Source organism: Blastococcus mobilis, from assembly GCF_900188025.1.
Taxonomy (GTDB): Bacteria; Actinomycetota; Actinomycetes; order Mycobacteriales; family Geodermatophilaceae; genus Blastococcus_B; species Blastococcus_B mobilis.
Genome location: NZ_FZNO01000049.1, coordinates 1 through 13,401, shown reverse-complemented (window position 1 = coordinate 13,401; position 13,401 = coordinate 1). Strand labels below are relative to the sequence as shown.

Here is a 13,401-nt window from a genome sequence, read left to right as displayed (position 1 = left end):
TGGCGGAACGGCCACGTCACCGACCCCGAACTCCGCAAGGTCATCAAGCGAGCCTCCACCATCAAGCGGGCGAAGGTTGCCTGACCCGGCACTAGCAGTGTCCGGGACCACCGTCGCCGAGGCGCTGGCCGCGCACGCCGGCACGGTGGCGAACAGGTTCGACCTGCCGATCCAAGGCCCCGGTCGATCCGGTCCTGCCACAGCCAGGAGTAGATCGTCTGGTCGCTGATCTCCAGGTCGCAGGCCACCTCGGACACCCTGCGCCCCGAAGCCACCAGATCCAGCACCTTGCGCCGGAACTCCGGCGGATACCCACGTCGTCCCACAGCCCCTCCTCAAGGGGTCAGGTGGCACGAACATCCAACAAATCGGACTCCACGAAACAAGGGGCTGACCAAGGCGTCCGGCCCACGGGGGTCACTTCACATGTGACCGGCAGCGGCTGCCAGCCGGGCGACCCGCGGTGCGCCTGCGCGCGACCGGCGAAGGGAAGACGACACAGCTGGCCGCCGCGCTGGTCGACCGCCTATCCCTACAGGAGATCGCCGCCACCCTGGCAGCGACCAGGTCTCGCGGGGTTCCGCCGGCCGCCGACCCCGGTTCAAGACCGCGCTAGCCAGTTCACGCCACCGGGTCGAACTGCGCCCCTTGCGCACGGGCCTGCCGCAGCACGCGGAAGTTCTCCACGATGGTCACCTCGGCTATGGCGCCGCCGGCCCCCAGCGCGCCGCCCAGCCGGCGGGTGTGCGCGACGACCTGGCTCGGATCGTCGCCGAGCAACAGCTCGGTCGTGCACAGCTCGCACAGCGTCCAGAGTCCGTCCTCGTCGATCACCGGCACGCCGGCGATGTCGTAGACCCCAGCTCCCACGCGCAGGACGAAGCGCCCGTCAGGCCCTCCGCACAGGTCACAGGATCTGCCCTCGGTGGTACTCACTCGCCAAGCCTCGACACCGCCTGCGGGCAACTTGAGCTCTACAGCCCGACCTACCCGTTTTTGGTGCTACGGCATCCCGCGCCCGCCCCGCCCGGAAGATGCCGGGGCGCCGGCGGGGGCGGGGGAGGGAGGTCAGTTCCCCTCGTTGGCCGCACCTTCGCCCTCGTTGATCTCGGCGTCCAGTTCGGGGCTGCAGCCGTAGCCGACGCACTCGTCGGGCTCGGCGTCGCGCCACCGGCTCCAGCGGAGCCGGGTGCGGTGGCGGCGGCCGGGTCACCGAAGGTCCACTCGAAGCCGGGCGGGTTCTCGCCCTCGGTGGCGGACACGATCGGCGGCCAGATGAGGGTGCCAGCGGTGTTGGCCGAGTCCAGGACGGCGACGCCGCGGTAGTTCTGCCCCGACTGCACGTCGAGGGTGAGCATGTTGTTGCTGTCGGCGGAGCAGGTGAACGCGGCGTAGCCGCAGGCGATGCCGTCCTCGGAGAAGCCGTCGGCGCCGATGATGCTGAACCCTGAGCCGAACGGGCCGCTCATGCTGAAGACGTTGCCGCCGAACGGGCTTTCGTAGTCGGCGAGCGCCGACTGCGCGGTGACCGTCATCTCCACGCCGATGTAGTGCCCTTTCTCTTGGTCCTGTCGGACGACCTCGTCGCCGTCGCAGGCGTAGTCGACGGTGATCGACTCGACGGTCATCTCCACAAGCGACCGGCCGTCGGGGCAGGCACGGTCACCGGTTCGCCGATCGTCGCCGCGACGTTGCCCCGCTAATTGACGAGCGGGCCGGACGGGACCGGCTCCGCGCAGAACTCGACCCACTCGGCCTGGGTCAGCGCGGCATCCGGGTCGTCGCAGTTCTCTGCCGTGATGCCGGGCCGGATGGTGTCCTGGCTCAGCGGCTCATCCGAACCGCCGGTGTCGTCGCTGGAGCCGCCGCACGCAGTCAGCAGCAAGCAGGTGACAGCGGTGGACAGCAGGCGCGGTCGCATCGTCGTACTGCCGTATGACGTCGTCGTCTCGCAATCGCGAGGCTGGCAGGAGACCGCCGGTCTCCCCACAAGCTGTGGGGAGCGGCGGTGAGCAGCGCAGCCAGCAGCAGGACGATGGCGGCAACCGTGCGGGGCACGGGTTCCCCCGGTCGGATCGAGTCGCGGTCCGCTCGGCGGCGGTGCCGCGAGATGGGAACGCTCGGACTTGCACGGCGTGCCAAGTCCTCCGTGATGCCAGCCCGGGCACTTGCACGGTGCCAGGCAGGTGCGGATGACAACGGACTCAGAGTCGGCGCACGCAAGATTTGGCACACGCAATGCTCGCCGAGAGCCTTCAGCCCGTGGCGGAAGGCCACCGGCCTAACGACGCCAGAGAGAGCACGAAGGTGTCGAAATGGTGGCGCAATGCGACTAAGTCGGGCACCCGTTCACGAAGTCGTCGCACCTCGACTACCGCCTGAGCGATTCCCGTGCCGGCGGCACCGACAGCAGCGGTGACGTACTCCTTCCACCCCCAACCGAGCACCGCGAGAGCGCCCGTCGCTCCGATGCCTGCATTCCGGGCACCGAGGACCGGGACTGACCTCCACGATCGGCTCTCCAGCTCGCGGGTCACGGCGAGTGCGGGGGCAGTCAGCTCACGGCGGAAGGCCTCCGCCGCGGCCGGCTCGGCACTTCCGGCAGCCAGTGCCTGCTCATAGGCCGAGCGCCCGATCGCCAGCCCCTCCCGCCAGTCGCCGAATGCTCCTGTCTGCCTGAGTCGGATGAGGTCGCCTGTGGTCACCCGCGTGATGTCGGGGACCGGGACGACTACCTCAGTGGGTCGTAGGAGGTCGGTGTCTTCCACCAGACGCCCCCATGCTCTCCGAAGCGTATCGAACATGAAGTCGTTCCCGGGGTGGCGGGCGATGTCGACTTCGCCGTGTGTGTGCTGTCGCAGATCGAGCAGCTGGAGGAGGTCGGCCGTGCAGTCGAGCGTTCCTTGATTGTGTTCGGGGCCGAAGAGCAACTGCGAGAATGCCTGGTAGACCAAGTACCGAGGGTGGTTCGGGTGATAGGGCCGTTGCGCCACACAGCGAACGATGCCTGCGTCAATCAGCGGCGCCAGTTCCGCGACTGCGGACAGCAACTCCAAGCTGCGCACTGGGTCCTCGCGGTCGCCGTAAGGATGCTGTAGGTACCAAGCGACGGGATCTTCGATGGCCACCTCATGGCTGTAGATCAGCATCTGCACGGCCGCTCTGGCGCGCCAGGTAGGAGCGCGCCAGAACGAGGAGGCCGCCGACTCGCGGCCGTAGGCGATCCAGGGGCGGCTGTCGCTGCCCTTGACCGGCAGCCCGTAGTCCGGCGGATCGTCGGCGTACGCCTCCTCGAGCCGAGTGATGACCTTGTCCGGTTGCCGCCCAAGCCGAGCGACGTCGTCGGGCGACAAGTCGGTGTCCAGAGCCGAGCGGACCACGTCGCTTACGAACGGCATGGGCAAGTGTCCGGCAGCTAGACGGGCTTGAGGGTTGGTCCGCGCACGGGTACGCCCGTCTTCCGCTGCGAGTGGGGTCCTTGGCCATGACGGCCGCAGCCGTCAGGGCTCAGCCGGCCCTTCGGAGGTGCGGTGGGTGTCGTGAGGCAGCGGGAGCATGTAAGGCGTGCCGGCGTCGTCCACAGGGACGGGACATAACGGGACGGGGACACCGAGTTCTCCCTGGTGGGCGTCGCGCTCGGTGCGGGTGGCCCGGAGCGCCGCGAAGATCCGCAGTGCCTCCTCACGCAGCTGCGAGGAGAGCCCGTTGGCAAGGTGGATGTTGTAGGTGGCGCCGAAGTCGTCCTTCTCGGTCATGAGCTCTGCCTACCGAAGGGGTCTGACTCCTCGGGGGCGCTCGACTCTGCGCACCGACGGGCCGCCCCTCCGCGGCAGTTCGCCCTGCGCACGGGCTACGAGACCGGGAGACGCGTGCGCTCGGCAGGGACCGACCGGATGTACTTGCTGCCCGGCTCGGTCGTGTACGTGACACCCGCTCACCATTCGCCGGTCGGCCAGCGCACCCATTCGAACTGCCACCCGACGTACCAGCGGCCGTCGTCGTGCTCGACCAGGACGTCGCGCGGAGGCTGGAACGGCCGGCGCATGTTTGAACCCCGGATGGGGCCTATCAGACTCTCACCGGGCCAGTCGCCCGCCGCACCGGTGCCGCCGACTCCGCCGGAGTGGCGGTGCGCGAGCCTGCGGCGGCCCGCCGATCGGGCGCGGCTGGTCGCCACCGAGATCGACGGCTGCCTGACCTTCGTCGGCGGCGGCCGCGCAGCGATCGGCGCCGTCCTCGCAGCCTCCGCGCTCGACGTCTTCGCTGTGCCCCCTCGACTCCTCTCGACCCCGGCTACGGCTGACCTCGCCAGCGGTCGCCAATCCGGGTGCGAAATCCTGCGGGCCTGCAGGTCACTGGCGTGGGTGTCCAGCCGGTGTGAGCCACACCGGATGAGGGCGGGTGTTATAGGAACGGTCCGAACTGGAGGCCAGTGTTGACGACGACGCCGGCCAACAGTGTGGGGCGGTGCGGCATCCGTCGTCGGGTCTGCTCCAGCGCGGTCGCATCGTTCGGGCTTCCGCTGGGGTTCTGCGGGGACCGCGGCACCGGGCATGCTGCGCGGCATGGGGACGCACCAGGCGGCCAACCGGAGGGCGTGGACCGGCATGGCACCCGGCTACGCCGAGGCCGCGGAGCGGCAGTGGGCCGCGACCGAGCCGACCTGGGGGACCGTGGGTCGGCTGGAACGAGAGCTGGGTCTGCTGGGCGACGTGCGGGGGCTCGACGTCCTCGAGCTCGGCTGCGGAACGGCGTACTGGTCGGCGTGGCTGCAACGGCGGGGCGCCCGCCCGATCGGGCTGGACGTGACCCCCGCGCAATTGGCCACCGCCGGCCGGATGCAGGCGGCCCATGGGCAACGCTTTCCGCTGCTGGAGGCAGACGGTGAGGCGATACCGCTGCGGAACGGCTGCGTCGACCTGGTGGTCTCGGAATACGGCGCGAGCATCTGGTGCGATCCGCACCGCTGGGTCGCCGAGGCCGCGCGGGTGCTGCGCCCGGGTGGCCGGCTGGCATATCTGGTCAACGCCTGGCTGGCCGTGCTTTGCCAGAACGAGGTCGGTGGCGTCTCCGACCGGCTGCGCCGCGACTGGCGCACGCCCCGCCGTATCGAGTGGGCCGACGACGGCAGCATCGAGTTCCAGCGGCCGCCTGGTGAGTGGATCACGCTGCTGCGAGGGTGCGGCTTCGAGGTCGAGCGGCTCGAGCACCTGCTCGCCGATCCGGACGCCGAGGTGCACGGACTGTGGGGCGATACCCCGGACTGGCCGCGCCGCTGGCCACCCGAGGAGGTCTGGCTGGCCCGGCTGCGCGGCTGACCGCCTTGCGCCGTCTCGCCATGTCCGTCTGCGTCCGGCGCGACATGGCAAGCGCCGACGCGCTCATCCTCCAGTGCCTGTCGCACCGACCTCCACGGCCAGGGCTCCTCGGGCGAGCGTGGAGGGGGAGCCGTAGCAGGTGCGCCTGTTTGTCGCGGGCGGCGCGGTCCATCCCAGGGAACCGGGCGGTGCCCGGGGCCCGGCTTCGTGAGCTGCTGGCGACCCACTTCGTGCCGCTGCAGTTTCCCGGAGTGATGCTCGAGGAGCTGGCCCGGCTCTCGGCGGCCGACCGCTGAGCGCGCGCCGGGCCGATCGGCGGTGCCTGATGGAGCAGCCGGGGGCCACCGTCAAGGGCGGGGATGTCCGGCGCCAGCCCGTGCTCACTGGGGGGCGGAAAGCCAGGGTGTGGATGCTGGTGAACACCGGGTCGACGTTGCCGGACACGAATACTCGCAGAAGGTGCAGCTCCTGATTCATTGATCCGAGTAATGGGCGCCTCACTCGTAACGGTGTTCCTGTTCTTGACTTGCTGATTGCGGCTGGAACCCTCGGCGGTATGGCTACCAAGACCGAGGTTGTGCTGGTTGATGACCTGACCGGCGATCCGGCCGACACAACCGTGACTTTTTCACTCGACAGGACCGAGTACGAGATCGACCTGAGCAACGACAACGCCGCCGAGCTGCGCGAGACGCTCGCGCGGTACGTCAACGCTGCTCGGAAGGCGCCGGGCGCCCGGCGCCGGGCCGTCACGGGCACAGGCTCCTACTCCGGCTATGACCCGGCCGCCGTGCGGGCCTGGGCCGCCGGCCGGGGGATCGAGGTCAGCGCGCGCGGGCGCATCAAGGCGGACGTCGTCGAGCAGTTCCGAGCCGCCGGCAACTGAACTCAGGGGCACCTGCGAGGCGTCTGGGCCGGGATGGGCTCGGGCCGCTCGTCGTTCAGGCCGAGCCCGTGCCCCTGCTCAGGTCGGTCCTGAACCGTGCGCCTCCGTCGGTTCGTTGGAGGACAGGGAGCCCCCGGGCCGCGGCGAGCCGCCCGGTTGCGACGCCGAGTTGCCAGGTCCTGTCCTGGGGATCTTCGCGGAGCCATAAGGGACCGTCAGCAAGAGAAGGTCGGGGAAGTGGGAAGGGGTGGCCACCCAAGACATTGCCTGTGAGAACAGCGCAGCCGAGTGACTGGGCGAGTGTCGTGGAGCTGTCCCTGGTGGCCGCCGTGATAATGGTGACGGTGATCTCAACCGACTCGCCCAACGCTGCCGTGATGTTGTCCGCGCCGCTGGTGGCGCTGCTCCGGCGCTAGCCTGGCGCCGCGCCGCTGGTGGCGCTGCTCCGGCGCTAGCCTGGCCCGGTGCCGGGCTGAGCGCGAGGGCTCGGCCCGGAACCGGCCACTGCACTCACACCGCTGACTGTTGGTGTCCGAGTGGCCGTCGTCCGACAGCACCTTGACGGCGGAGGGGGCCTGGAGCGGGCTCAGCCCGTGACGTCGCAGGCGATGCCGTCGCCGTCCCTGTCGAGGCCGCTGCGGTAACCCGGCTCACCAGCCATGAGAGGCGCGGCGCCGGCCGCGCGCGCCTCGTCGCAGTTGGCGTAGTAGACGGGCTCTGGCGCCGGAGCAGGTGCCGGTGCGGGGGCCGGGGCGGGTTCGGGCTCCGGCGTGGGGGTGGGCGGAGGCGGCGGGGTCTCAGCCTCGACTGTCTCCGTCGCCGTCTCCCTCGTCGTGGCCGTCGCCGTGGCCGTCTCCGTCTCCGTCGCCGTCGCCGTGGCGGTCGCCGTCACCGTCGTCTGCACGGGCGTGGGTGACTCCTCAGCGGGACTGCCCGTGCTCGGTGGGACGAGGGCGCCGCCGGTGAGGAGGGCGAGGAGGCCGACACCGGCCACGATCGCGCCCGCCTTGCGGTCGGGAATGAAGGCCCAGGCAGCCCCCCGTCTCACCGCTGCTATAGCACCGATGATGAGTGCGGCGAAGCCCAGCATGAGCAGGCCGCCGCCGACCCCGCTGCTGGCGAACCCAGCGACGATCAGCAACAGCACAAGGCCGGCGACGGCGCCGGCCAGGACGGTCTGCCCCTTGGTTCTTGGTGTCGGCGTGCTGGATCGGCTCGCCATGGAGTCCCCCTCCTCCTGTCGCCCAGCGTCGCCCTTGGCCGTCGCCGGCTGCTGGGACACCCCCGCTTCCCGTCGGTCATGTAGCTCACCGGACCTGGGAGGTTGACTGAGGTGCGACCTCCGGTGACGACTGAGGTGCGACCTCCGGTGACGTTGTGCGTGACCGGCCCGACCTTGACCGAGGCCGAGGTGACACCCCTGCGCCCGATCTTCACCCGGACCGGCTCGAGGCGGACGGTCTTACGGACGCGAAACGGCACGGAGCAGCACCCTTCGCCTGGGAGTGGAGCACCATGATGCTCGCTGCGGTTCCAGGCCGGAAGCACCGTCAGCGTCCGCCGCGTCGGCTCCTCAGCAGCCAGCCGGACGCATGCACCACCGCGTAGACGAGGCAGCTGAGCTGCCTCTGTTCGTTCATCCCGGCGAGCGAGCGGATGGTCATGCGATTCGTCCGTGACACCGACCTTAGGGACCGGTCGGGCCTGCTCCGGGCTGCGCAGGCAGAGTTTAGACGTGTCCTAGCCGTCGCATTGACCTCGCGCTAGCCGCCCGCGGTGCTCGCGCCTCGCTGAACCTCGGCTCCGGTCGTCGTTCTGGACGCCGCGGATGAGCGGCGTTCACGAGCGTACGCAGGGGGGCCACCGGCGACATCACATGCGTTTGACCTGAAAACGAACTCCTACGGACCACCGAGGATGCCCCCCAGCCGCCCGGGCAGTGTGGGGTCAAGGGTTCGAGTCCCCTTAGCTCCACGGGGCTAGAACCAGAAGGTCGGCACTCGAACTCCCGAGCGGCACGATGGCCTTGCGTCACATCGTCTTCTGATAGAAGACGGCCAACCCGAGAGACTTGCGCAGTCTTGAAGCGCCAAGAACTACTCCCGTGACCGTGGCCAGGGTCCCCACGAGAGCGTCTGGAAGAGGAACGCCCGCCTTCGTTAAAAGGGCCGTCGCCGCCGATGTAGAAACGGTTCCCACGATGGTAGTAACGGGATTGCTGTTCAGTAAGCCCGCTATGGGGCGGAGCCTCATAGCCGTACGAATCCAGCGGTCAAAGTCGCGCGCTGCGTCTTTGTTCCCAGTGACCAGTGCGGGCAACCATTGTCCATGTAAATCTGCCCACAGATGCTGGTCGGCAGCCTCCCTTAGGCGGCGCAGAGTGTCTCGCTGTGTCAGCCAATCGTGGCGGAGTTGGTCGTTGATGGGCTCATAGGCTTCCCGGACTGGGAGGAGGCGCCTGAAGTAGGGCTCGTATCCTCTGGCGCCAGAATACTCGCCTTCGCCGCTTAGCAAGTCCACAATCATGGGGCCTTCGACGGTTTCCTGTACGTGCTTTTGGCGGTTCTGCGCCTCCCGTGAGACGCCAGTGCCAGGAGGGCGGCAAAGCTGTAGTCCCGCCATCACCGGCGCGGCAAGATTCTGCAGGTGAAATTGCCAGAGCGGTCGACGGCTGCGCCGAGGCTGGATCCAGTTATTAACGGAGTTTGGGGCTCCCGACTCAAGGCAGGAGTAGTGACGCAGCAGCGGCCCCAAGAGCATGAGCTTCGATGCCTCGAGCGTATTGGCATCTCCAGTCCGGATTGCTCGCCTTATGACGTTGGGAGAGAATATCTTGGTGGCATCATGGTGGGCGGCTCGAAGGTCCTGAGCCACAGGAGGCGGCAGGTTTGTCCAGTCGGAGATCTGAAGCGCCTCGTCATAATAGAGATCGCGGAGCACGTCTCCGGTGAACCACCCCAAGCGATCAGTGGCCTCCGTCTCATTCTCATAGGACTCCCGACTGCAGTACACTCTCTTGAATAACCAAAGCTGATGAGCCCCCGCCCAAAATGTGGCAGCCGAAATGGCTGAGTTTCTTGGCTGCGTCGGATCGTCCTGCAGCAGGCGATTGTATTCCCAGCCTGAGAGATAGACAGACTCGATGGGTCGGGACGCTGTCATGACGAGACTCCGAAAGTGACTGCGGAGTTTGCAGAGCCAATGACACTAGCGACTGAGCCTGCCGAGATTTGCGGTGGTCTTCGGTTTCGATGGGCCATCGCCTCGTGTCCGGGCGTGGTCGTACTTGTCGGGGTTGCCGGGTGACCCTCTGTAGCCTGACTGCTGCGAGTTGTGGTGCGGAGGGGGCTCTTGCCGTTGACTAGTCGCGGGCTCTCTGCGGTGGTGGCGGAGACAGGCCGATGCGCGAAAGAGCGTTCTTTACGACCGTGTAGTCCTTGTCGAAGTGATCGCCGATGCGCGTCAGCGACCAGCCTTTAGCGTACAGCCGGGCGGCTTCCTGCACCTGCCCGTCCGTGAGCCCGCGCTGCCGCCGTGGCATGCCCTTGACGTCAAGCAGCCGCAGCACCGCTCCCTGGCTCAGCCGGTACGTCCGCTGGAGGTACTTGGTGGACTGGCCGGCCTGGTAGTCGGCTACAAGCTGGGCGACGCCGTCCGGACCAAGGCGGTCCTCGGCCCGATGCCGCTGGCGCGGTGGCTGTGACGAAACCGGTGGCGCCGTGTCACGGGGGAGTAGCCGCCAAGCTGCAAGCAGTTGCTTGAACGTGTGACTTGGGTGGGAGAGCTGTCCCTCCAGGTCCACCAGATGGTCGTAACTCGAACCCCTGATCGCGTAGGTGGTCGGGCTTCATTGTGTTCCGGGGGCCGACGGACGACGTCATGTCGTCTGCCAGCCACGTGACAGAGCCTTCAAGTCCTCGTTGACGATCGACCGGCTAAGAAACTCATGCTGTAGTTGACTCGACAGCACTAGGCCCGGGACAGGGCCAGGTCACTGTCGATCGGCGTAGTCGGAGATGCTGCAACTGCGAGAAGAACACCTCGCTGAACTGCCACGAACTGTCGGGTGGAAGCTCAGTTGAGGACCGCGTTGATCGCCACGGCATAGCCGAGCTCATGGCCGCGTTCGTTCGGGTGGAAGGATTGGTCGTTGACCGGACTGGGCCGCCGTGCCGCTGCTTGCGGAGCGTTGATCCACTCGCCCTTATTTCCGCAGATTTCGTGCCCTGCGAAGATGGCGTCGACCGGCACAAACTCCGCGGTGTCCGCTTGGTTTACGTGGTCAGCGATGACCTGGTTGAGCCGCGACGTCTGCCTACGGATGAAATTTTGCTCGGTCTCGCTGAAACCGAAATATGCGAATCTCCCTCGGGTCAAATGGACGGGAACCTGGCGGAGCTTTGGGCAGCGCTGCTCACGTGCGGAAGCGGGAAAAAGTTGGGGGTAGCCCGCGACGATGATTCGGGCATTACGAGCCTGCGCGTGGATCTGGGCGTACACCCGATCAAGTTCGGTGCCGAGAGCGTTCAGCCGCTCGGTGATCTCCACCTCAATTGACTGCCCGTCCAAAATGGCACGCGTGCAGTCGCGGCTGGTGTAGCACAAGCGGAGCACCGACGCGAAGTCGACGTTATTCCCGCCGATGGTGATGGTGATGAGGTCAGTCGCCTCGTTAACCGGCAGGTCAAACTCGTTCCCGGTATCGACGGAGCGGTCCGGTTCAAGCTGGGGCAGGGAATCAGCATGATTCGGACGACCTCCCATGTCCCGCGGCAATACATGCCATGTCCGGGCCCCGCTACACGCCTGGAATCCCCACGCCACTGGACCTCCCGCGCGGCGGTCGTAGATCGAGGCGTCCGGAACGCCGGGTTGCTCAATGAAAGTGGGGTACGCCTGCTGAGATCGGTGGCAAGCATTGGCTGGCTGCCAGAAAGGCTTAACGCCTTCTCCGGCCGAGAAGGAATCACCGAGCGCGATATAGACGTAGGGGTCAGGGTCCGTCCGGGGCGGGAGGGTGCCACCGTCGCGCAAATAGACGAATGTCAGGCGAGGTCGGGAGTTCGTCTGGCCTCGGCTGCGGAGCACCGCCCCGCTGTCGGTCACAAGCAGCTGCTGGTCTCGCTCCGTGATCTGGCACGTCTCCGTGTCGAGGCCGGCGCGGTCCCCGGTCGAGATATCGACCACTGTCCAGGTGACAGTGGAGCTCACGCCGTCGGCGCAGCGGCTGCCAGTAGTACCGATCGCGAAGCGTCCGTTCGGCGAGATGGTCGCGATGAATGTTCCATCCGGCAGCGTCCGGGGTGTCGTCGTCTGGGTGGAAGCGCTGAAGCGGCCGGATCCGCTCGCACCGCTGTAATACACGTCGCCCGCGTTGGTGACGTCGATACGGTCCTCCCGCGCGTCATCTAGGCCGGGGATGACGATGGAGACGCCCGTGGTCAGGTCTCGGACGTATGATGTGCCCACTCCGCCCGAGTAACCTTCGAACACAACATAGCGGCCATTGCTGCTGACAGCTTTGTTGAGGCTGCGCACGCCGGCTGCTATTGGCTGGCTTCCTTCGTCGAGCGTCACCATTTCAGTCGCGCCGGTTGTCATGTCACGGCGCCAGTAGTACCAGTGGGCGCCACCATCTACTCTGACGGATGTCGCATAGAAAACATGACGCCCATCGGAACTTTGGGCGACGGGACTTATGGCTCCGGTGTCGAACTCGCCAGGACTGTGGAGGTATACCTGCCTGGTAACGCCGGTGGAAATCTCGCGCTGAAAGACTGCCGGCGTGTCTGCGCCGTCGGCGTTTGAGACAAAGCCGAAAAAGGCAATAAAGCGACCGTTGGCGGAAACATGGACAGAAGAAGTAGGCTTATCTGGTGAATCGCTATGCCGAACAGGAGTTTGCTCACCAGTTTGTGTTTCGACCAGATGGCCACCAGCGTATGTATAAGCTAGGGCCGCGAGTCGACCGTCTGCGCTGAGTGATGCCTCGGTCGCGTAGCTATCCGCAACCGGCGGCTCAAGCGTGCGCATTTGATACGGGCTGTTCGGTGGCGGAGCGGCGGATGCAACGCCGCTGTTAACAAGTAACCCTGCAAGCAACAACCCGACGGTGAGGGTTACCGCTAGACGCATGGGTGTACGGCCAGGCTTGCGTCGGCTCATGTCCCCCCCGTAGGTCGCTGCAACATGTCGGCGAGCATCAGAGTCCTGCGCGTTTGGGGCCCGCGTGTCCGGGCAAGCTAGCAACTGACTGAGGGGTGCGGAAGTGGCGTGCGCCTGAGTGGCTTACGGTATAGCCATCGCCACGCGGCGTCACATTTCCTGTATCGCCGGTCGCGACGCCGGAGTGTCACCTTGGTGAGGCAAGAAAAGGAGGTTCGAATCGCAGATGCCTGGGCAGAGATTCAGCCGGCGGCCAGCGCCTAAAGATGCCCACTTACGTGTGGCGCTGTGATCGGGACTCTGAAGTGACCCCCCGTCAGGCGGACGCCTCGTTCTGTGTCGTGAGCATCTTCTCGAAGTCCGCCGGGCTGAGGTTGTCCTGCACGGCTGGGCCAGCGCCGCGGGTTGTAGAACCCCTCGATGTAGCTGAAGACCTCCTTCTCCAGCTCGTGCCGGGTCGGCCAGGCCCGCCGGTAGACCAGTTCGGCCTTGAGCGTGGCGAAGAACGACTCGGCCATCGCGTTGTCGCACGCCGAGCCGACCCGGCCCATCGAGGCCAGCAGGCCGGAGGTGCGCAGCGTCTTGCCGAACTCGTAGGAGGTGTACAGCCTCGCCATTCGCTACACCGAACGCCTCGACGCCGCCGGCGCGGTGCGCTCGGTGGGCAGCAAGGGCGACTCCTACGACAACGCCGCCGCCGAGTCCCTCATCGGCCTCTACAAGACCGAGCTCATCCGCCGCCGCGGTCCATGGAAAGGCCTCGACGACGTCGAACTGGCCACGCTGGAGTACGTCGACTGGTCCAACCACCGCCGCATCCACGGCGCCTGCGGCGACATCCCACCGGTCGAGTTCGAGGACAACCACTACCGTTCGATCGCCGGCCTCACCGAGGACCAACCGGCAGAACCGAGCCTCCACTGAACCCGGGGCGGTTCAGACCCTCGCCCTGACCGGTCACCAAGCCCGCCGCTGGGAACCCAAACGGCTGCGCCTGCGGCTGTTCCCCATCCCGGCCCGGCACGCCCGCAC

Annotated in this window: 12 protein-coding genes and 1 pseudogene; 3 read left to right on the top strand and 10 right to left on the bottom strand. The window is 67.1% G+C overall.

The window, feature by feature from the left end; translation table 11 throughout:
• The 6 genes from CHB94_RS26885 to CHB94_RS23610 form a co-directional block, all read right to left on the bottom strand.
• A partial coding sequence (locus tag CHB94_RS26885) for a transposase (protein WP_176445724.1) occupies positions 1-326 on the bottom strand: 326 nt, incomplete at its 3' end.
• Between the two features lie 295 nt (positions 327-621).
• Positions 622-870, bottom strand: a complete 249-nt coding sequence (locus CHB94_RS23630) for a hypothetical protein (RefSeq protein WP_089338994.1) — start codon at positions 868-870, stop codon at positions 622-624.
• Between the two features lie 116 nt (positions 871-986).
• Positions 987-1,628: a hypothetical protein gene (locus tag CHB94_RS23625; RefSeq protein WP_141137635.1), complete on the bottom strand. Its 642-nt coding sequence runs from the start codon at positions 1,626-1,628 to the stop codon at positions 987-989.
• Between the two features lie 71 nt (positions 1,629-1,699).
• Positions 1,700-1,921, bottom strand: a complete 222-nt coding sequence (locus CHB94_RS23620) for a hypothetical protein (RefSeq protein ID WP_089338992.1) — start codon at positions 1,919-1,921, stop codon at positions 1,700-1,702.
• Between the two features lie 334 nt (positions 1,922-2,255).
• On the bottom strand, positions 2,256-3,398 hold the full coding sequence (locus CHB94_RS23615; protein WP_089338991.1) for a hypothetical protein: 1,143 nt from the start codon (positions 3,396-3,398) through the stop codon (positions 2,256-2,258).
• Between the two features lie 102 nt (positions 3,399-3,500).
• The gene (locus CHB94_RS23610; RefSeq protein ID WP_089338990.1) at positions 3,501-3,755 is read right to left on the bottom strand and encodes a hypothetical protein; all 255 of its coding nucleotides are present in this window, start codon (positions 3,753-3,755) and stop codon (positions 3,501-3,503) included.
• 810 nt (positions 3,756-4,565) lie between these two features.
• Here CHB94_RS23610 and CHB94_RS23605 point away from each other — a divergent pair.
• Together CHB94_RS23605 and CHB94_RS23600 are read left to right on the top strand one after the other, a co-directional pair.
• Positions 4,566-5,318 (top strand): class I SAM-dependent methyltransferase, encoded by a 753-nt coding sequence (locus tag CHB94_RS23605; protein WP_217899486.1) that lies wholly within the window; start codon positions 4,566-4,568, stop codon positions 5,316-5,318.
• A gap of 556 nt (positions 5,319-5,874) precedes the next feature.
• The gene (locus CHB94_RS23600; protein WP_089338988.1) at positions 5,875-6,204 is read left to right on the top strand and encodes a histone-like nucleoid-structuring protein Lsr2; all 330 of its coding nucleotides are present in this window, start codon (positions 5,875-5,877) and stop codon (positions 6,202-6,204) included.
• Positions 6,205-6,790: 586 nt separating this feature from the next.
• On the opposite strand, the gene CHB94_RS23595 is transcribed toward CHB94_RS23600, so the two are convergent.
• From CHB94_RS23595 to CHB94_RS26995, 4 genes are all read right to left on the bottom strand, one after another.
• Positions 6,791-7,426 (bottom strand): excalibur calcium-binding domain-containing protein, encoded by a 636-nt coding sequence (locus CHB94_RS23595; RefSeq protein WP_217899485.1) that lies wholly within the window; start codon positions 7,424-7,426, stop codon positions 6,791-6,793.
• A 2,139-nt stretch (positions 7,427-9,565) separates the two neighbouring features.
• On the bottom strand, positions 9,566-10,006 hold the full coding sequence (locus CHB94_RS23590) for a helix-turn-helix domain-containing protein (RefSeq protein WP_089338987.1): 441 nt from the start codon (positions 10,004-10,006) through the stop codon (positions 9,566-9,568).
• Between the two features lie 272 nt (positions 10,007-10,278).
• The gene (locus CHB94_RS23585; RefSeq protein WP_176445723.1) at positions 10,279-12,339 is read right to left on the bottom strand and encodes a GDSL-type esterase/lipase family protein; all 2,061 of its coding nucleotides are present in this window, start codon (positions 12,337-12,339) and stop codon (positions 10,279-10,281) included.
• Positions 12,340-12,629: 290 nt separating this feature from the next.
• Positions 12,630-12,977, bottom strand: a complete 348-nt coding sequence (locus CHB94_RS26995) for an IS3 family transposase (protein WP_438264953.1) — start codon at positions 12,975-12,977, stop codon at positions 12,630-12,632.
• Position 12,978: 1 nt separating this feature from the next.
• On the opposite strand from CHB94_RS26995, the pseudogene CHB94_RS23575 reads away from it, so the two are divergent.
• Positions 12,979-13,293 (top strand): annotated as a pseudogene (locus CHB94_RS23575) (integrase core domain-containing protein); the annotation flags it as partial.
• Between the last annotated feature and the right edge of the window lie 108 nt (positions 13,294-13,401).